Here is an 18,531-nt window from a genome sequence, read left to right as displayed (position 1 = left end):
GGTTCGGTCAGAGTATTGAAACTTCGCGACACCCTTTGCTTGTTCAAAGGCAGTGCCGTCGCAAGAAATACCTGGAAACCATCGAGGTGGTCGATCCCGTGTTGTTCAAGGGAGTTGTTCGACCAGAATTGACTTTCAGCTTGGTACTAACGCCGCGGATAGTAACGGATTGAAGCAGGGAAGGGAAGTGTGCTAGCCAAAAAACTTTAATCAGCCGCCTGACCATCCGCGATACACCAGCACGGTTGCGGCGGCCGCCAGTGAGCAGCCCAGCCCGTAGGCCGCCAGGGTAAGGCGCCAGGAGCGGCCGGTCTCGATGATTTTCACCACGTCACGCATGTCATTGATCCTGCCTTCTCCCAACTCGATGCACAGGCTCACGGCGGTAAACGCTGCCGATAACAGGATAGCGATGGCAAACAAAGCACCATCGGGGGAGGGCAGGGCCGCATTGATTCCCAATGAAGTCGCACAGATGGCGAGCAGCAATAAGGCGAATAACAGGATTCCTTTCATCTGCCCCTACCTGATGGTTGCGTCCTGGGTCGAGCAGTGTGGCGAGCCCGGGCACTTTTGAAAAGGCCACTGGTTTGGCCTGTCGGTAACATTTTTTTGGCGGGTTGAAGCAAAAAACGCCCGCGATATAGCCAATGGGTCGGTACTTGTGCACATTAGTTGCGAGGTGTGTAACCACTCGGTCAACTGCCTTGGGGCACCGGCGTTTGCCTGTAATGGAAATTTAAGTCAATGAAAAATATCGCTTTTTTTTATTGGTGAAAAAATCGTCAGTTTGACTGCGGCCCCCGTTCCATGGGGCTTTGAGCGAGTTCAAGGCGGGTTGTCCACTGAGTTATCCACAGCTTCTGTGGATTGTCCCAAGCGCTTGCTCTAGAACGGGCGTGTGAGTTTTTTCTGGCTTTACGTCTGCGAAAAAAAGAGTAGAGTGGCGCGCCTTCCGTTCTGTCCCACAGTGCTTTATGAAGTTTCGCTCAGTATCACCTTCTGTTACCGACACCCCTCAAACTGTTACCACACCCAAGCGTTTCTCCTTGAAAGTTGCCTTGTGGCTGCTCGACAGCCCGCGCCTGGGGCATAACACCAGCGTCAAGCACTTTGCCGGGTGCTTACTCAAGCAGCCGGCGCGTGAAGGGGTGGTCGCCGCACAGAGCCGCCTGGGACAGTTGATGTGCCGTGAGTGCGGCAACGCCCGCGACCGTCGCATCGGCCACGACTTGTTACGGCTGGCCGCCCGCGCCGGTGACCGCGGCGCCCAGCGCGAACTGGGGCAGGTCGAAGACTGAGCTGTCCTCAAGCCCTGCGCTTGGTTAACCTTGCTCTTTTTCGGTGATGGCAGAAATGGCTATGGCTTTTGACTGGACCAGTATTGCCTTGGGTCTTGCTGGCGCTGCAGTGCCTTTATTGGCCGTATGCTGGCAGATTCAACGGCGGCTGACCGTGCGCATGACGGGCTGGGAGTTGCTTGAAGAGCGCCTGGCCACTGCGCAACTGGCCCAGGAAGGGCTGGCGGCGCAACTCGACGCCAGCCGCGACGAGATCAGTGACCTCAGCCAGGCCAACGCTGCCAAACAAGCTGACCTGGCCGCCGTGCGCCGTGAGGTCGAACTGCTCCAGATCGACCGCGACAACGCTCGCGACGCGGCACACGCCTGGAACCTTGACCGCAGCGCCAAAGAAACCGAGCTGCGTCGGCTCGACGCGTTGTCAGCGGCTTTGCGCGCCGAACTGCGCGAACAGCAGGAAAGCCATCAACAACGCCTTGCCGACCTGCAGGGCTCGCGTGACGAACTGCGCGCGCAGTTCGCCGAGCTCGCCGGGAAGATCTTCGACGAGCGCGAACAGCGTTTTGCCGAAACCAGCCAAGAACGCCTGGGCCAGTTGCTCGATCCGCTCAAGGAGCGAATTCAGTCCTTCGAAAAGCGTGTGGAAGAAAGCTATCAGAATGAGGCGCGTGAACGTTTTTCGCTGGCCAAAGAGCTTGAACGCCTACAGCAACTGAACTTGCGTCTGTCCGACGAAGCCACCAATCTCACCCGCGCCCTCAAGGGCCAGAAAACCCAGGGCAATTGGGGGGAGCTGATCCTTGAGCGGGTGCTGGAACATGCGGGGCTTGAGAAAGGCCGCGAGTATCAGACCCAAGTCAGCCTCAAAGGCCCGGATGGCGAGCGTTTCCAGCCGGACGTGTTGATCATGTTGCCCGGCGACAAGCAGGTGGTGGTCGACTCCAAGGTCAGCCTCACGGCTTATCAGCAGTACGTTGCGGCGGAGGATGATGTGATTGGCCAGGCAGCGCTGAAGCAGCATGTGCTGTCCCTGCGCAATCACGTCAAGGGCTTGGCCGGCAAGGATTACAAGCGCCTGGACGGCCTGCACAGCCTGGATTTCGTTCTCCTGTTCGTACCTATCGAGGCGGCGTTTTCCGCCGCGTTACAGGCTGAGCCGAACCTGTTCCAGGAAGCCTTCGACCGCCATATCGTCATCGTCAGCCCGACCACTTTGCTGGCCACCCTGCGGGTGATCGACAGCCTGTGGAAGCAGGAACGCCAAAGCCAGAACGCCCGGGAAATCGCCGAGCGGGCCGGCTGGCTCTACGACAAGTTCGTGCTGTTTATCCAGGATCTGGACGAGGTAGGCAACCGTCTGCAACAGTTGGATAAAGCCTACAGTGCAGCACGGAACAAGCTGACAGATGGACGCGGAAACCTCGTCAGTCGTACTGAGCAATTAAGGTTGCTTGGCGCGCGCGCCAGTAAAAGCCTGCCGGCTGATTTGCTTGAACGGGCGATGACGGATGCAGACGGTGTGGCGCATCTGCCGGAATAGAGCCCGGCTGATGCGGGAGCTTGCGTGCCTGCGGTAGTGGGGGCGGCTGATCCACTGCTATCGCAGGCAAGCCAGCTCCCACAGGTTATTGTGTTCAGGCTTCCTACAGAGGTAGGTGCCGACTCAACAGCGCACGCAACGCCGCAGGCTTCACCGGCTTGGCCAGGTAATCCAAACCCGCCGCATGCACCTCGGCCACCATCTCCGGCCGTCCGTCCGCGCTGATCACCACCCCGGGAATCGGCTCCGCCAATTGCGCCCGCAGCCAACCCATCAGCTCGGTGCCGGTCTCGCCGTGGTCCAGGTGGTAATCCACCAGCGCCAGTTGTGGGCGTATGCCTTCGGCCAGCAGCGCCGCACACTGCGCCTGGTCGGTGGCGGTCCACACTTCGCAACCCCAGCGCGTCAGCAGGCTGCGCATGCCAATCAGAATGCTCTCTTCATTATCCACGCACAGCACCTGCGCACCGCTGAGTGGCAACCCACTGTCCTGCGCGGTCTTGACCTGCGGGCTGGCCTGGTTGCGCGCCAGTGGCACGCTCACGCTGAACACGCTGCCTTTGCCCGGCCACGAGCGCACGCTCAGTTTATGTTCCAGAACACGGCACAGGCCGTCTGCGATCGCCAGGCCCAGGCCCAGACCTTTTTCCGCGCGTGTCTGGTGGCTGTCCAAGCGCTTGAATTCTTCGAAGATGACCGTCTGTTTATCCAGCGGAATGCCAGGGCCACGGTCCCAGACCTCCAGGCACAGTTCGCCCTTGCGCCGGCGGACTCCAAGTAGCACTGGGCCGTCGGCATAGCGGAATGCATTGGTCAGAAAATTCTGCAAGATCCTGCGCAGTAATTTGATGTCGCTGTCCACCCGCAGACGACTGCCGCGCAGGCGAAAACGCAGGCCTTGCTCGTGGGCCAGCGCCTTGAATTCCGCGCCCAGGGTGTCGAACAGTTCATTGAGTACAAAAGGCTGTCGCTGCGGGTTGATCTTGCCGTTTTCCAGGCGCGAGATATCCAGCAGGTCGCTGATCAAGTCTTCGGCGGAGCGCAGCGAGCTGTCCAGGTGCTGCACCAACTGCCGCGCCTCCCTGGACAAACCGTCGTTCTGGTGGGAGAGGGCGGCGGAGAACAGCCGTGCGGCGTTCAGCGGTTGCATGAGGTCATGGCTCACCGCTGCCAGAAAGCGCGTCTTCGACTGGCTGGCGGATTCGGCCACGCCTTTGGCGTCGGTGAGCGCCACATTCAGTTGAGACAGTTCATGGGTGCGCTCGGTCACCCGTTGTTCAAGGCCCTCGTTGGCCTCGGTCAGTGCCTGCTCGGCTTCCCGGAATGCGGTGATGTCCGTGAAGCTCATGACAAACCCGCCGCCGGGCATCGGGTTGCCGATCAGCTCAATCACGCGCCCATTCGGGAACAAGCGCTCGGACGTGTGGGCGCGACCCTGGCGCATCCAGTGCAGGCGTCGGGCTACGTGCACTTCGGCTTCGCCCGGCCCGCACAGGCCGCGTTCGGCGTTGTAGCGAATGATGTCGGCAATTGGTCGCCCGACACTGATCAAACCTTCCGGGTAGTTGAACAGCTCCAGGTAGCGCCGGTTCCAGGCCACCAGCTTGAGTGACTGGTCGACCACGCTGATGCCTTGGGTGATGTTTTCGATGGCGCCCTGTAGCAGCGCACGGTTGAACTGCAGCACCTCGGAGGCTTCGTCGGCGATCCGTACGACGTCCTCCAGCTGCATTTCCCGCCCTTCAATCGCGGCTTTTACTACAGCGCGTGTCGACGATGCACCGAGCACACCGGCCAAGAGCCGTTCGGTGTGGGCGATCCAATCGTTATCGGCATTCTGGTTGGGGTTGAACCCTTTGCCTTGGCGATAGGCAAAGCGGATAAAACTCTGCTGGGCGCGTTCTTCACCGACAAAGCGTGCGGCGAGGCTGAGTAAGTCGCTGATTTGCACTGACAACATCGAGCGAGCACTGGCGCGCTGGCTGATTTCCTGGCCGATAAAACGCCCGGCCTGCCAATGCTCGGAAACGCGTGTGCGCGACAGCATCGAGACCCAGACAAACAACGTGAAGTTACCCGCCAGGGAAAACACGGTGCCCAGCGTGAGCGAGTTAACGGATAAACCAAATGGGTGCGAATGCATCCACGTCAGCCCGGGGAAAAGGCTGAACGACCAGCCGAGACTTTTCGCCGTCACCGGCAGGACCAATGTGTAGAACCACAAAAAGGTGCCGGCCGCCAATCCGGCAAACACGCCACGCCGGTTGGCCTGCTTCCAGTAAAGCGCGCCGAGCATCGCCGGGGCCAGTTGGGTCACGGCGGCGAAAGCGATCTGGCCGATGGTCGCCAGGCTCGCGGTGGAGCCAAGCAGGCGATAGCTCACGTAGGCCAGCAACAGGATGATCACAATGCTGACCCGGCGTACCGACAGCATCCAATGGCGAAACACTTCAAACGGCCGCTCAGCGCTGGAGCGCCGCAGCAGCCAGGGCAGCAACATGTCGTTGGAAACCATGGTCGACAGCGCAATACTCGCGACAATCACCATGCCGGTAGCCGCCGATGCGCCGCCGATAAATGCCAGCACAGCGAGGGCTGGATGCGCCTGTGCCATGGGCAGGCTGATGACGTAGGAGTCCGGTAATACCGAGCCAGGCAATAGCATTTTGCCGCCGAGTGCGATGGGAATGACGAACAGCGCGGCGAGGATCAAGTACGCCGGGAACACCCACTTGGCGAGGCGCAAATCCTGCGGGTCGATGTTCTCCACCACGGTGACGTGAAACTGCCGGGGCAGGCAGATGATTGCCATCATCGCCACACCGGTTTGCACCACCATCGACGGCCAGTTGATGGTTTCTTTCCAGTATTCCTCCAGGCGTGGTTCGAGCATCGCCTGGCTGAACAGGTCGCCGAAACCGTCGTACAGGCCGTAGGTCACAAACGCGCCGACGGCGAGAAAGGCGAACAGTTTGACCAGGGATTCAAACGCAATCGCCAGCACCATGCCTCGGTGGTGTTCGGTCGCATCGAGGTTGCGGGTACCGAACACGATGGTGAACAGCGCCAGAACCAGCGACACAATCAGCGCGGTGTCTTGAGCGCGGGTGCCGGTGGTGTCGGGGCCGGAACCGATCAACAGGTTCACGCCGAGCACGATGCCTTTGAGTTGCAGGGCGATGTAGGGCAGTACGCCAACCAGGCAGATCAGCGCCACCACCACCGCCAGGGACTGGGACTTGCCGTAGCGCGCGGCGATAAAGTCAGCAATGGAGGTGATGTTTTCCTGCTTGCTGATCAGAATCATCTTCTGCAGCACCCACGGTGCCAGCACCAGCAGCAGGACCGGTCCCAAGTAGATCGGTAAAAATGCCCACAGTTGTTCGGCGGCCTGGCCTACAGCGCCGAAGAAGGTCCAACTGGTGCAGTAGACGGCCAGAGAAAGGCTGTACACCCAGGCGCGCACCCGTGGTGGCAGCGGCGCGTGGCGGCGGTCACCGTAGAAGGCGATGGCAAACATAATGGCCATATAGGCCAAGGCAACGGCGGCGATCAGCCCGCTGGACAGCGTCATGGTAACTCCGAGCATAAAAACACCCGGGCATTCCAGGCCCGGTTGGACAGTCTCGCATGATGCTCGGGGTTAGTCAGTGTCGACCAAGGTCGTGTGTAGGATCTGGCTTATGTGAGCGCTGGCTTGCCTGCGATTCAGGCACCGCGGTGTATACACTTACAGCCTGGCGATGCTGTCGCGGGCAAGCCCGGCCCCCCACAAGCCAGCGCCCACCGTTATCGCGGTGGCAAGGTTTTCTGACGCAAGATATAGAGCGTTACAAGAATGGCACTGGTCAGCATAAACCCGCGTGCCCACGGTAGTGGCACCAGGTAACAGGAGAAGCCGATGCTCAGCCACATCAAGCCGATTGCATAGACCTTGCCCTTGAGCGGAATGCCATTGCCGTCCAGGTAGTCTTTGGTCCATGGGCCCAGGCGCGGGTGTTCCACCAGCCAGTGGTAGAAACGTGGGGAGCTTCGAGCGAAACAGGCGGCGGCGAGCAAGAGGAAGGGCGTGGTCGGCAAGACCGGTAGGAATATGCCGATCACCCCCAGCGCTACGCTCAGCCAGCCGATGGCCAGCAGCACGTAACGCAGGAGCAGCGAACGGTTGCCCATGGGTGCCACGGGCAAACGACTCAGTGGTGACGTGGCTTGAGGATCGCCGGTTTTTCGTCAGGCGCGTTGCACAGCAGGTACAAGGCGGTCAGGGCTTCCGGGATCTGTACGATCATGTCGTCCATCAGGTTGGCGTCAGCGGCGATGTCGGCGAATTCCGGCTGGTCATCGAACAGGCCCGAACCCACCATGATCGGCAGCAGCATTTCGCTGACTTCTTCTTCGGCGGTTTCGAACCAGGCGGCTTCGCGCAGGAACACACCTTCCATGAAACCGATGCACCAGCCGCGCAGGTCGGAATCATCCGGCTCTTCGCCCAGGTCGAGGTCGCAGGGCAGTTCGAATTCCTCATCGGCAGCCAGTTGGCGACCGATATGGGCCTTGAGGGCCAGCAGGGTGGATTCGATTTCCTCACGCTGGGCGGCGTCGGCGTAGTGAGGTTCTTCGGCGAACAGCGCGTCGATCCATTCACGGTCAGGCACGACTTCGGAGCAGATCGACAAGGCGGTCAGGTAGCCGTGAGCGGCCACGTAGTCCAGCGCCTCGTCATGCAGCTCATCGGCGTCGAGGAAGGCTTGCAGGCGGGTTAGTTGCTCAGCGAAGGACATTGAAGGGCTACCTTGGGAATAAACGATGCTGAATTCTAGGCTTTCTTGAGCGCCCAGGCCAGCCACACTGCATATTTGCCAGGTTTTAGATAGCGGCCGCTATTCGTCAGCGGCGCCCTTTGCGAGGTAACGCTCGGGTATACTGCCGCGTTTTGTGATGCCCCTGCAGGCCAAGCGCCAACCCGAGAAAACTTCGCTTACGGATTATTTCCCGTGCCCCCGCGTTTTTTCGGCCAGCCTGTACAGAGGGATTTCGGCACCATTTTGGAGTTTTACATGCTCGAGCAGGCTCAACGCGTCCTCAAGGACATCTTCGGCTACGACAGTTTTCGTGGCCGCCAGGGTGCGATCATTGAGCGCGTGGCCAGTGGCGGTGATGCTCTGGTCCTGATGCCTACCGGCGGTGGTAAATCGCTGTGCTTCCAGGTGCCGGCGCTGTTGCGTAATGGCTTGGCCGTGGTGGTGTCGCCGCTGATTGCGTTGATGGACGATCAGGTTGCCACCCTTGAGGAACTCGGCGTTGCCGCGGCGGCCTTGAACTCCACCCTCAGCGCTGAGCAACAGCGCGACCTGGCCGCGCGAATCAAGCGCGGTGAAGTAAAGATGCTTTACCTGGCCCCCGAGCGACTGGTGCAGCCGCGCATGCTGGCCTTCTTGCAGAGCCTGGAGATCGCGCTGTTCGCCATTGATGAAGCCCACTGCGTGTCTCAATGGGGCCATGATTTCCGTCGCGAATATTTGCAACTGGGCCAGTTGGCCGAGCTGTTCCCTGACGTGCCGCGTATCGCGCTGACAGCCACCGCCGACAAACGGACCCGTGAAGAAATCGTCGAGCGTCTGCATTTGCAGAATGCCGAGCGCTTCCTGTCGAGTTTCGACCGGCCGAATATTTTCTACCGCATCGTGCCCAAGGAACAGCCGCGCAAGCAGTTGCTGGCGTTCCTGTCCGAGCGGCGCAGTGATGCGGGCATTGTGTATTGCCTGTCGCGCAAGAAGGTGGATGAAGTGGCCGCGTTCCTCTGCGAGCAAGGCTACCCGGCGCTGCCGTACCACGCGGGCCTGCCGAATGAAACGCGCTCTGCGCACCAGAAACGCTTCCTCAACGAGGAAGGCCTGATCATGGTCGCGACCATCGCCTTCGGCATGGGCATCGACAAATCCAACGTGCGTTTTGTGGCGCACATGGACCTGCCCAAATCCCTTGAGGCGTACTACCAGGAAACCGGTCGCGCCGGCCGTGATGGCCTGCCCGCAGATGCCTGGATGGTCTATGGCCTGCAAGACGTGGTGATGCTCAAGCAGATGCTGCAGAACTCCGAAGGCGACGAGCGTCACAAGCGCCTTGAGCAGCACAAGCTCGACGCCATGCTGTCATTGTGCGAAGAGACCCGCTGCCGCCGCCAAACATTGCTGGCTTACTTCGACGAGGACATGCCCGAGCCGTGCGGCCACTGTGACAACTGCGTGGATGGTGTGCAGACCTGGGACGCCACCGAGCCGGCGCGTCAGGCCCTCTCGGCCATCTACCGCACCGGCCAGCGTTATGGCGTTGGCCATCTGGTGGATGTATTGCTGGGCAAGGACAACGAAAAGGTACGCAGCTTCGGCCACGAAAAACTCTCGGTCTACGGCGTGGGCAAGGCCCGTGCAGAGGGCGAGTGGCGGTCACTGTTCCGGCAGATGGTGGCGCGCGGCTTAGTGGATATCGACCTGGAAGGTTATGGCGGCCTGCGCCTGAATGACAGTTGCCGGCCTTTGCTCAAGGGCGAAGTGAGCCTTGAGCTGCGTCGCGACCTCAAGCCGCAGACCACCGCCAAAAGCAGCACCAGCCAGGCCAGCCAGTTGGTGCGTGGCGAAGAACGCGAGCAGTGGGAAGCCTTGCGCACCCTGCGGCGCAAACTGGCGCAAGAGCACAGTGTGCCGCCTTACGTTATTTTCCCCGACTCCACCTTGCTGGAGATGCTGCGCGAACAGCCGACCACCCTGGCAGAAATGGGCAGGGTCAGTGGCGTGGGTGCACGCAAACTGGAACGCTACGGGCAGGCCTTCCTTGAAGTGCTCGGCGGCCAGGCCGAAGCGCCGAAGGAAGTCGCCGATATTCGCCACGAACTGATCAGCCTGGCGCGTGCCGGCATGACTCCGATCCAGATCGCCGGCCAACTGCAATGCTCGGAAAAAAACGTCTACACCTTGCTGGCTGAATCCATTGGCAAGCAGCAGTTGTCGCTGGAGCAGGCCCTTGATTTGCCGGAAGATCTGCTCGGTGAAATCCAGGACGCCTTCCTCGACGGAGAAGGCGAATTGCCACCTGTTGCGGAGATCGCGCCGCTGTTTACCGGGCGTGTTCCGGAAGGTGTTTTGTATTGCGTGCGTGCCGCTTTACAGTCGGAATTCGAAATTTAATGTGCCAATTACGACAATGTAACGAATCAGAACATAGCAACTCTTGCCTCATGGCATGGCTCATGCTTAGCTGACTAATAATTAGCCACACTTTATTTTCAGTCTAACCCACGAGTTTTTTATGCCTTTAACCGATCAACACCGCTTTGGCATGCAGTTGGCGCAAATGTCCCGAGGTTGGCGCGCCGAGCTGGACCGCCGTTTGGCGGGCCTGGGTTTGTCCCAGGCGCGTTGGCTGGTGCTGTTGCACCTGGCCCGTTTCGAGGAAGCACCCACCCAACGCGAATTGGCACAAAGTGTTGGGGTAGAAGGCCCGACCCTCGCACGCCTGCTCGACAGCCTGGAAGGCCAAGGCCTGGTGCAACGCCAAGCCGTGCTGGAAGACCGGCGAGCCAAGCGCATTCTGCTGTGCGACACCGCCCGCCCCTTGATCGAGCAGATTGAAACCATTGCCACGGCCTTGCGCCACGAGTTGTTTGTGGGCGTGGATGAAGAGGATTTGCGCGTGTGCATGCGTGTGCACGGGCATATTTTGGCGAATCTGGAAAAGCCCTGAGGTAGCGCCTGACTAATGTCGGGCAGGGTTGTTGTGGCGAGCGGGGCAAGCCCGCTCACCACACGAGCTCTTCCCACATTTGATGTGTGTTGAGCGTTAGAAGGTCTGGCCCAGGTTCAGGTACACCGCCTGCTGCTTATCATCATTGAACCCATAGCTGAAATTCAGCGGCCCCAGCGGCGTATCAAACCCGAGGAATATACTCGCGGCATTGATATACCCACTGTCGAACTGATTGTCGTTGTTCCACGCGCGGCCGCGTTCCAACGAGGCTCCGAGGTACAGCGGGAAATCCAGTGGCAGGTACGAGCGCGGTGTCAGGCGGCGGTAGTACACCGCACGCATCAGCGCGATGTTCTGCCCCGAGATCGAGTCTTCGCGAAAGCCCGATAATTGCCGTGCACCGCCGAGCAGGAAGCTGGAAATTACCACGTCGGATTTATCCAGCGTGCGCCCGTAGCGACCGCCCAGTATCAGCGTGTCCGGGCCGTGGCTCATGGCCTTGTCCAGCTTGAACTCCCACTGGCGGTAGCGTTGGTCCGAGCCCAGGCCAGGTGCGAACTCGCGGAAGGCCAGGCCGATGTCTTCGCCGGTGTGGGGGAAGTACACGTTGTCCAGCGAGTCGAAGGAGTATTTCAGCTCATAGAAACCCTCGCTGAAGCTCACGCTTGGCAGGTCGCGCTCGCCAATGCGCACATCCGCCTTGCCCCAGGCTTCGCCGACGCCGAAGCGAATTTCGCCGCTGTTGCCAATCTGTCGCCCCACATTCAGGCCAAAACCGTAGCGCTCCAGGCGGTATTCGGCGATGGGGTCGCTGTCCAGAACCAGATCAACGTTCTGCGCCTGGGCACTGATATAGGGCGCGACGAAGTAACGTGAGCCCACATCCAGCGGTTGGTAGAACTCGCTGTACAGTTCCTGACGATCGCCAATCTGTACCCGTGTCAGCCATTCAGCGCCGAGACGGTTGATGCCGTTCATGCGGTAACTGGCGCCGAGGTTGTAGGCGCTGTCGCCGCGCATGTCATCCGACAGGTTGAGGCCCAGGCGCAGATAATCGGTGCCGCTGCGTTTGCCGCGTGCGCTGATGACCAGGGTGTTGTCCGGGCCCTTTTTCACCACGCGGTATTGCACCTGCTCGAAGTAATCCAGGCCGTACAACGTGCCCATATCGGTTTGCAGGCGGTCCAGGTTCAGCGGCTCGCCCAGGGTTTGGCGGATGTAATAGCGGATCACGTCATCGCTGACTTTCGAGTCGTTCTCCACTTTGATCGCGGTGATTATCGGCGTGCGTTCGCCAGGGGTGCGTGCCTCCACCAGTTGCGGGTCGACCGGCTCTGCGGGGCGCAGATGTGCCAGGCGTACATCGAGCGCGCGGGTGGCGCGGTAGCCGGCGTCGATCATGTCCTTGGCGCGGCCAAAGTCCGTAACGCCATAGGCAGCCAGGGGCGGCTGGATCAGCACGTCCTTCGGATGCAAGGCCTTGAGTTGCTCCTCGGAATTGCGTCGGGTCATCAGGGTGATGGACTGGTTGAGCACGTCTACCACTGTCGCCAGTTGTTTACGTGAACGCAGCGGCGTACCGATATCCACCACGATAGCGATGTCGACACCCATCTCCCGGGCCACATCCAGCGGGATGTTGTCGGTCATGCCGCCGTCCACCAGCAGCCGTCCGTCCAGCTCCACCGGGGCGAACACGGCGGGGATCGACATGCTGGCGCGGATCACCTGGGGCAGGTGGCCTTTGTTGAACACCACTTTTTCGCCGGTGGTGATGTCGGTGGCCACTGCGCGGAACGGGATCGGCAGCTTGTCGAAATTACGCGTGTTGCTGGCGTGAGCGAACATACTTTCCAGCAGCAGGGCCAGGTTCTGGCCCTGTATCACGCCGAGCGGCAGGCCCAGACTGCCGTCGTCGCGGAAACTGAGTTTTTGTTTGACCAGGAAATCCCGGTCATCCTGTTTGCGTCGAAACGGTACATCCTCCCGCGGTGGCGCATCGGACAACGCCTGCTGCCAATCGATATTCAGCGCGAGCTTTTCCAGCTCATCTATTTTGTAGCCCGAGGCGTACAAACCGCCAATCACCGCGCCCATGCTGGTGCCGGCAATGGCATCGATCTGAATACCTTGCTCTTCCAGGGCCTTGAGCACGCCAATATGCGCCAGGCCACGGGCGGCGCCGCCGGACAACACCAGGCCGATTTTGGGGCGTGGTGTTTCAACGGCGTTGGCAAGGAGCGGGAGCAGGCACAGGAAAAGGCAGGACAACAGGCGGCGCATCATGTATCTCGGGCTGGGCGATAAAGACCGGTATTATAGCCACTCGATCCTCCGAGCCCGTTACGCCAGGAACCTCTCAAATTATGTCTGCAAGCAAACCCGAGATCGTCATTACGTATTGCACCCAGTGCCAGTGGCTGCTGCGCGCCGCATGGCTGGCCCAGGAGTTGTTGAGCACGTTCTGCGACGACCTCGGGCGCGTGACGCTGGAACCGGCCACCGGTGGCGCGTTTCGTATCACCTGTGACGGCGTGCAGATCTGGGAGCGCAAGGCGGACGGTGGCTTCCCTGAAGCCAAAGTGCTTAAACAGCGCGTGCGCGATCAGATCGACCCGCAGCGGGATTTGGGTCACAACGATCGTAACGCCTGAAGGTCATGCCGTTGCAGCGGGCTGTTTGGCCTGGCTGGCACTGCCCATCAGCCCCGAAAGCACGATGGCGACGATGATCAGTGCGCCCCCCAGCATCATGCGCAACGTCGGGGTTTCGGCAAACAGCAGCCACGCCGCAGTGATGCCGTAGACCGGCTCCATGGCAAACACCACCGACGCCGTGCGTGCCTTGATCACCGCGAGGCTGGCGACAAACAGGCTGTGGGCCAGGCCCGTACAGAAAACCCCGAGCAGCCCGATCCACAACCAGTCCAAGGCCCGCACATCCGCCAGCCCCGGCGCTGCCACGGGCAACAGGCAGGCCGCAACCACGACGTTCTGGCACAGTGCTGCCTGCACCGCCGGGATGCGCCCAGAACTGGCGCGATTGTTCAGCGACAGCAGTGAAAACAGCAGCCCTGAGGCGATGCCCCACAGCAAGCCGCCGGTGGCGGCACTGGCAAGGTTGAAGTCTGGAGTCACCAACACCAGGCCGATGCTGACCAGTACCACCAGCAGGATTTCATTGGCGCGAATGCGCTCACGGAAGATCAGCCCTTCGAGAATCACGGTAAAGGCCGGGAATGCGGTAAAGCCGAGCGTGGCGACGGCGACCCCGGCGACTTTGACTGCAATAAAGAAGGTCACCCAGTGCGCTGCCAGCAACACGCCGCTGACCAGCAGCCGACGCCAGTCGCGCATCTGCAGTTTTTTCCAGGTGGTATTGCTGGCGAATCGGGCAAACACCGCCAGGGCGAGCACGGCAAAGGCGGCGCGGCCAAACACAATGATGGCGGGCGAGGCGGCCGCCAGCTTGCCGAATACGCCGGTAAGGCCAAACATCAATGCGCCGATATGCAGGGCGCCGAGGGCTGAACGGGGAGTCATTGCGATCCTTGAAACAACGGAGTGTCAGCATCGCAGTCTAGAGGGTCGAGGGCGTCGGTGTCTGTCGCGACGCTCGCGGTGATTAACGCAAGGCTCTTGTCAGGCCGCCCGCCGCAACGCCCCGGGTGAGGCGCCGAATTCGCGCAGCATGGCGGCAGAGAATGCACTTTGCGAGGCATAGCCGACGCGTTCGGCGATGTCGCCAATGGCCAGGGGTGTCTCACGTAGAAGCCCGAGCGCCATGTGCAAGCGACGGCTGCGTAGATAGTCCATCGGCGTTTGTCCGCACTCCGCCATAAAGCGTGCATGCAGGCGCGCCACTGAAAGCTCGGCAATCCGTGCCAGGTCGGCCACCTGCAGCGGGCGCGCGGCGTGCCGCTCGATGTGCGCGTTGAATGCCGCATAGGGCAGGCGCTTGCCCTGCATCGGGCGGGCCAGCGGGTGATTGAGGCTGGCCAGTAACAACACTGCGCCTTGCTGCACGATCAGCGGATCATCCACCGGGCTGTGCGCCAGCCATTGCACCAACTGGCTTTGCCGGGAGTCCAGGGCCAGGCGTGCCGGTTGATTGAGCAGGCGGCGGCTGGCGTCGGCATGGTCTCCCAAGGATTGCACCACCCAGTGTTCGGTGGGCACATCCAGCACCAGGCAGCGGCTGCCATCGCGACTGCCGCAGGTATGGTGGGCGGAGAAGGGCAGCACCATCACGCTGCTTTCGTGCACCTGGCTGCCATGGCCGTCGACTTCCAGGTCCAGGTGCCCGGACAGTCCGAACACCAACTGCGCATGATCATGGCTGTGGGCGAGGGGGGCTTCGATGTAGTGGCGCAGCGTGAGGGTCGGTCTCATCGCGGTCTCCTGGGCAGCATGGCGCCAGTCTACAACGCTTTGCGGCCAGCAAACGCTGTCATCAGACTGACGCACGCCTGTCATGGGCTATTAATCGCAAGGGTGCAAGCTCGCGAAAACACCGTCGAGGGATGCCCATGACCAGTGCCGAGTTCGTCAAGCCCAGCCGTAAGCAACGGGTGCGTACCCTGTGGATTTCCGACGTGCACCTGGGCACCCGGGATTGCCAGGCCGAGCACTTGTCACAGTTCCTCAAGGGCTATCACGCCGACAAGGTGTACCTGGTCGGCGACATCATCGACGGCTGGAAGATGCGTGGCGGCATGTATTGGCCCCAGGCCCACACCAACGTGATCCGCCGGCTGCTGACCATGGCCAAGCGCGGCACCGAGGTGATCTACGTCACCGGCAACCATGACGAATTTCTACGGCGTTATTCCAAGCTGATCCTGGGTAATATCCAGTTGGTGGACGAGGCTGTGCACGTCACCGCTGATGGCCGCCACCTGCTGGTGATTCACGGCGACCAATTCGATGTGATCACCCGTTACCATCGCTGGTTGGCGTTTCTCGGGGATTCGGCTTACGAGTTCACGCTGACGCTGAACCGCTGGCTCAATCACTGGCGTGCGCGGTATGGCTATGGCTACTGGTCGCTGTCGGCGTACCTCAAGCACAAGGTCAAGACGGCGGTGAGCTTTATCAGTGATTTCGAAGAGGCGATCGCCCACGAAGTGACCAAGCGTGAGCTGCATGGCGTGGTGTGTGGGCATATCCACCATGCGGAGATTCGCAAGGTCGGTGAGGTGGATTACCTCAACTGCGGGGATTGGGTGGAGTCGTGCACGGCGTTGATCGAGCACTGGGATGGGCATATCGAGTTGTATCGGTTGGCGGATGCGCAGGCAAAAGAGGCACAGCTAAAAGCGGAAATGGTCGCGGGCTAAAGCCGGGCCGATCCAAATGTGGGAGCGGGCTTGCTCGCGAATGCAGTGTGTCAGTCGATGCATCTGACGACTGATCTACCGCATTCGCGAGCAAGCCCGCTCCTGCCTTTACTTCCGGCTGCTTCAGCTGGAAACGTCGGCGATGGCTTGGGCGAGCAGGCTCAAGCGTGTCGCATCAATACCTGCGACGTTAGCCCGTCCCGAACTGACCATGTACACGCTGTGCTTCTCCCGCAGTTGCTTCACCTGCTCGACACTCAAGCCGGTGTAGGAAAACATCCCGCGCTGTGCACCAATATGCGCAAACCGTTCGGACAGCCCGTGTGGCGCCAGCGCCTCCACCAACCCGGAGCGCAACTGTGCGATCCGCGAACGCATGGCTTCGACTTCGTCGCTCCACACCTGCTTAAGCGCGGCATCACCGAGGATGGTCGCGACCACTGCGGCGCCATGATCCGGCGGTGTGGACCACAAATTACGCGCGATATTGGCCAATTGGCTGCGCACATCCGTGAGCTTTTCGGCATCCGCCGCACACACGATCAACGCACCGACACGGTCGCGATACAGGCCGAAGTTCTTCGAGCAGGAACTGGTGATCAGCACTTCCGGCAGCTCGGCTGCCAGCAGCCGTACCGCCCAAGCGTCCTGCTCCAGACCGTCGCCGAAGCCCTGGTAGGCAAAGTCAATCAATGGCAGCAGTTGGCGCTCGCGTACGATTTGCAGCACTTGGCGCCAGTCATCCCGGGACAGGTCGAAACCGGTCGGGTTGTGGCAGCACGCATGCAGCAACACCACGTCGCCCTTCGGTACCGTGGAGAGTGTCGCCAGCATCGCCGCCACGTCCAGGCGATTGTCAGCGTCCACGTACGGGTAATGGCTGACCTTGAGGCCGGCCTTGGCGAAGATGGTTTCGTGGATCGGCCAGGTCGGGTTGCTCAGCCATACACCACGGCCGGGCAGGCTGTGGGCGATAAAGTCGGCACTCAGGCGCAGGGCGCCGGTGCCGCCTGGGGTCTGGGTCGCGCCGGCACGGCGTTCGCGGATCAACGCTGAATCGGCGCCGAGCACCAGTTCGCTGATCAACGTGCCGAAAGCTGCGTCGCCGTGCCCGCCGATGTAGGTTTTGGTGGTTTGAGTGTCCACCAGGCGCTGTTCGGCGAGTTTCACCGAGTGCGGAATCGGGGTCAGGCCCTGGTCGTCCTTGTAGACACCCACGCCCAGGTCGAACTTGTTCGGGTTGCTGTCCTGGGCATACAGGTCCATCAGCCCGAGGATCGGGTCGCCGGGCACGCGGCCAATGGCATCGAAATGCATTACTTGCGGCCCTCGGCGTCCTTGGCCACTTCGTCGGTGCGCGCGGCCATGATGAAGTCGTTGCGGTGCAGGCCCTTGATCGAGTGGCTCCACCAGGTCACGGTGACTTTGCCCCACTCGGTGAGCAAGCCTGGGTGGTGGCCTTCGGCTTCGGAGATTTCACCCATGGCGTTGGTAAAGGCCAGGGCGAATTTGAAATTCTTGAACAGGAAAACTTTTTCCAGCTGCATCACGCCGTCGCGGACTTCGATGTTCCAGTCGGGAATCTGCTTGATCAGTACCGGCAGCTCTTCGTCGCTGACTTGCGGGGCGTCGGCGCGGCAGGCTTCGCAGTGGGCTTGGTTCAAGGTGGTCATGTGTGTGTCCTGAATTCGAGTGTTTGAAAAACGGTCGTCAGTAGCGTCACCCTAAAGCAACGCGGGGCCAGGGAACAGACTCACCTGGCGTCAAAACGTAAGGCTCAAGCCGCTTTGGGTTTGGGTGGGAATTTGGGCGCGTGAAGACCCAACTGCATCCCGCGCTCGACCATGCCCATGATGTCTTCCTGCGCCACTTCGAACAGGCGCTTGAGCTCGGGCAGTACGAAGTACAGCGGTTGCAGGATGTCGATACGATACGGCGTGCGCATGGCTTCCAGCGGGTCGAAGGCTTGATGCTCCGGCTCATCCGACAGGCAATACACGCTCTCCTTGGGCGACGACAAAATGCCGCCACCGTAGATGCGCCGACCTTGTGGCGTATCCACCAGGCCAAACTCGATGGTCATCCAGTACAGGCGCGCCAGGTACACCCGTTGCTCCTTGGTCGCTGCCAGGCCGAGCTTGCCGTAGGTGTGGGTGAATTCGGCAAACCAGGGGTTGGTCAGCAGCGGGCAGTGGCCGAAGATCTCGTGGAAAATGTCCGGCTCTTGCAGGTAGTCCAGTTCTTCACGGGTACGAATAAAGGTCGCCACGGGAAACTGTTTGCTGGCGAGCAATTCGAAGAAGGTCTGGAAGGGGATCAGCGCCGGCACGCGGGCGACTTGCCAGCCGGTGGTCTCGGCCAGCACTTTGTTGATTTCACCCAGTTGCGGAATGCGGTCCAGGGGCAGGCCGAGCTTGTCGATGCCGTCCAGGTATTCCTGGCAGGCGCGACCTTCGATGACTTTCAGCTGACGAGTAATCAGGGTGTTCCACACCGCGTGTTCTTCGGGCGGGTAGTGGATAAAACCTTGCGCATCGGGCTCGCGGGCCACGTATTGCGTCTGCTTCATACGGCTCTCCTGCTAGGCATTCGTTCTTGTTATGTTCGGC

The 18,531-nt window shown here is 60.7% G+C and carries 16 protein-coding genes; 6 read left to right on the top strand and 10 right to left on the bottom strand.

Features of this window, described 5'->3' with window-relative positions; translation table 11 throughout:
• Positions 1–210 precede the first annotated feature (210 nt).
• On the bottom strand, positions 211–516 hold the full coding sequence (locus A7J50_RS20750) for a hypothetical protein (protein ID WP_064453488.1): 306 nt from the start codon (positions 514–516) through the stop codon (positions 211–213).
• A 461-nt stretch (positions 517–977) separates the two neighbouring features.
• Between A7J50_RS20750 and A7J50_RS20745 the strand changes: the two genes are divergently transcribed.
• Both A7J50_RS20745 and rmuC read left to right on the top strand, forming a co-directional pair.
• On the top strand, positions 978–1,301 hold the full coding sequence (locus tag A7J50_RS20745) for a sel1 repeat family protein (protein ID WP_064453487.1): 324 nt from the start codon (positions 978–980) through the stop codon (positions 1,299–1,301).
• 175 nt (positions 1,302–1,476) lie between these two features.
• The gene (gene rmuC, locus A7J50_RS20740) at positions 1,477–2,841 is read left to right on the top strand and encodes a DNA recombination protein RmuC (RefSeq protein WP_208604478.1); all 1,365 of its coding nucleotides are present in this window, start codon (positions 1,477–1,479) and stop codon (positions 2,839–2,841) included.
• A gap of 103 nt (positions 2,842–2,944) precedes the next feature.
• Here rmuC and A7J50_RS20735 read toward each other — a convergent pair whose 3' ends face one another.
• From A7J50_RS20735 to A7J50_RS20725, 3 genes are all read right to left on the bottom strand, one after another.
• Entirely contained in the window at positions 2,945–6,415 is a 3,471-nt protein-coding gene (locus A7J50_RS20735; protein WP_064453485.1) for a PAS domain-containing hybrid sensor histidine kinase/response regulator, read from the bottom strand.
• Between the two features lie 215 nt (positions 6,416–6,630).
• Positions 6,631–7,014: a YbaN family protein gene (locus A7J50_RS20730; protein ID WP_064453484.1), complete on the bottom strand. Its 384-nt coding sequence runs from the start codon at positions 7,012–7,014 to the stop codon at positions 6,631–6,633.
• 20 nt (positions 7,015–7,034) lie between these two features.
• The gene (locus A7J50_RS20725) at positions 7,035–7,622 is read right to left on the bottom strand and encodes a YecA family protein (RefSeq protein ID WP_064453483.1); all 588 of its coding nucleotides are present in this window, start codon (positions 7,620–7,622) and stop codon (positions 7,035–7,037) included.
• Positions 7,623–7,898: 276 nt separating this feature from the next.
• Between A7J50_RS20725 and recQ the strand changes: the two genes are divergently transcribed.
• Positions 7,899–10,025, top strand: a complete 2,127-nt coding sequence (gene recQ / locus A7J50_RS20720) for a DNA helicase RecQ (RefSeq protein WP_064453482.1) — start codon at positions 7,899–7,901, stop codon at positions 10,023–10,025.
• 121 nt (positions 10,026–10,146) lie between these two features.
• Positions 10,147–10,581: a MarR family transcriptional regulator gene (locus tag A7J50_RS20715; protein ID WP_053257333.1), complete on the top strand. Its 435-nt coding sequence runs from the start codon at positions 10,147–10,149 to the stop codon at positions 10,579–10,581.
• 96 nt (positions 10,582–10,677) lie between these two features.
• Here the strand turns inward: A7J50_RS20715 and A7J50_RS20710 are convergent, their stop codons facing one another.
• Complete coding sequence (locus tag A7J50_RS20710; protein ID WP_064453481.1) at positions 10,678–12,867, bottom strand: patatin-like phospholipase family protein; 2,190 nt, start codon at positions 12,865–12,867, stop codon at positions 10,678–10,680.
• A gap of 83 nt (positions 12,868–12,950) precedes the next feature.
• On the opposite strand from A7J50_RS20710, the gene A7J50_RS20705 reads away from it, so the two are divergent.
• Positions 12,951–13,238 carry a SelT/SelW/SelH family protein gene (locus tag A7J50_RS20705; protein ID WP_064453480.1) on the top strand — a complete coding sequence of 96 codons (288 nt, stop codon included), beginning with the start codon at positions 12,951–12,953 and terminating at the stop codon, positions 13,236–13,238.
• 3 nt (positions 13,239–13,241) lie between these two features.
• On the opposite strand, the gene A7J50_RS20700 is transcribed toward A7J50_RS20705, so the two are convergent.
• On the bottom strand, positions 13,242–14,126 hold the full coding sequence (locus A7J50_RS20700; protein WP_064453479.1) for a DMT family transporter: 885 nt from the start codon (positions 14,124–14,126) through the stop codon (positions 13,242–13,244).
• A 99-nt stretch (positions 14,127–14,225) separates the two neighbouring features.
• Positions 14,226–14,975 (bottom strand): AraC family transcriptional regulator, encoded by a 750-nt coding sequence (locus A7J50_RS20695; protein WP_064453478.1) that lies wholly within the window; start codon positions 14,973–14,975, stop codon positions 14,226–14,228.
• 137 nt (positions 14,976–15,112) lie between these two features.
• On the opposite strand from A7J50_RS20695, the gene A7J50_RS20690 reads away from it, so the two are divergent.
• Positions 15,113–15,922 carry a UDP-2,3-diacylglucosamine diphosphatase gene (locus A7J50_RS20690; protein WP_053257328.1) on the top strand — a complete coding sequence of 270 codons (810 nt, stop codon included), beginning with the start codon at positions 15,113–15,115 and terminating at the stop codon, positions 15,920–15,922.
• A 123-nt stretch (positions 15,923–16,045) separates the two neighbouring features.
• Here the strand turns inward: A7J50_RS20690 and A7J50_RS20685 are convergent, their stop codons facing one another.
• The 3 genes from A7J50_RS20685 to phhA form a co-directional block, all read right to left on the bottom strand.
• Positions 16,046–17,239, bottom strand: a complete 1,194-nt coding sequence (locus A7J50_RS20685; RefSeq protein WP_064453477.1) for an amino acid aminotransferase — start codon at positions 17,237–17,239, stop codon at positions 16,046–16,048.
• Positions 17,239–17,595 carry a 4a-hydroxytetrahydrobiopterin dehydratase gene (locus A7J50_RS20680; RefSeq protein ID WP_017134918.1) on the bottom strand — a complete coding sequence of 119 codons (357 nt, stop codon included), beginning with the start codon at positions 17,593–17,595 and terminating at the stop codon, positions 17,239–17,241. The genes A7J50_RS20685 and A7J50_RS20680 overlap by 1 nt, the downstream gene beginning before the upstream one ends.
• A gap of 104 nt (positions 17,596–17,699) precedes the next feature.
• Entirely contained in the window at positions 17,700–18,491 is a 792-nt protein-coding gene (phhA, locus tag A7J50_RS20675; protein ID WP_064453476.1) for a phenylalanine 4-monooxygenase, read from the bottom strand.
• Positions 18,492–18,531 lie beyond the last annotated feature (40 nt).

The organism is Pseudomonas antarctica (assembly GCF_001647715.1).
Classification (GTDB): Bacteria; Pseudomonadota; Gammaproteobacteria; order Pseudomonadales; family Pseudomonadaceae; genus Aquipseudomonas; species Aquipseudomonas antarctica_A.
Note: the sequence above shows the minus strand (reverse complement) of the source record. Positions and strands in the feature narration are given on the sequence as shown.

Bases quoted from the DNA above. Each gene is read 5' to 3' on its own strand.
- phhA (WP_064453476.1), bottom strand. From the start codon at position 18,491: ATGAAGCAGACGCAATACGTGGCCCGCGAGCCCGATGCGCAAGGTTTT.
- A7J50_RS20735 (WP_064453485.1), bottom strand. From the start codon at position 6,415: ATGACGCTGTCCAGCGGGCTGATCGCCGCCGTTGCCTTGGCCTATATG.
- A7J50_RS20725 (WP_064453483.1), bottom strand. From the start codon at position 7,622: ATGTCCTTCGCTGAGCAACTAACCCGCCTGCAAGCCTTCCTCGACGCC.
- A7J50_RS20710 (WP_064453481.1), bottom strand. From the start codon at position 12,867: ATGCGCCGCCTGTTGTCCTGCCTTTTCCTGTGCCTGCTCCCGCTCCTT.
- A7J50_RS20715 (WP_053257333.1), top strand. From the start codon at position 10,147: ATGCCTTTAACCGATCAACACCGCTTTGGCATGCAGTTGGCGCAAATG.
- A7J50_RS20685 (WP_064453477.1), bottom strand. From the start codon at position 17,239: ATGCATTTCGATGCCATTGGCCGCGTGCCCGGCGACCCGATCCTCGGG.
- recQ (WP_064453482.1), top strand. From the start codon at position 7,899: ATGCTCGAGCAGGCTCAACGCGTCCTCAAGGACATCTTCGGCTACGAC.
- A7J50_RS20700 (WP_064453479.1), bottom strand. From the start codon at position 14,126: ATGACTCCCCGTTCAGCCCTCGGCGCCCTGCATATCGGCGCATTGATG.
- A7J50_RS20730 (WP_064453484.1), bottom strand. From the start codon at position 7,014: ATGGGCAACCGTTCGCTGCTCCTGCGTTACGTGCTGCTGGCCATCGGC.
- A7J50_RS20680 (WP_017134918.1), bottom strand. From the start codon at position 17,595: ATGACCACCTTGAACCAAGCCCACTGCGAAGCCTGCCGCGCCGACGCC.
- A7J50_RS20690 (WP_053257328.1), top strand. From the start codon at position 15,113: ATGACCAGTGCCGAGTTCGTCAAGCCCAGCCGTAAGCAACGGGTGCGT.
- A7J50_RS20695 (WP_064453478.1), bottom strand. From the start codon at position 14,975: ATGAGACCGACCCTCACGCTGCGCCACTACATCGAAGCCCCCCTCGCC.
- A7J50_RS20705 (WP_064453480.1), top strand. From the start codon at position 12,951: ATGTCTGCAAGCAAACCCGAGATCGTCATTACGTATTGCACCCAGTGC.
- A7J50_RS20750 (WP_064453488.1), bottom strand. From the start codon at position 516: ATGAAAGGAATCCTGTTATTCGCCTTATTGCTGCTCGCCATCTGTGCG.
- A7J50_RS20745 (WP_064453487.1), top strand. From the start codon at position 978: ATGAAGTTTCGCTCAGTATCACCTTCTGTTACCGACACCCCTCAAACT.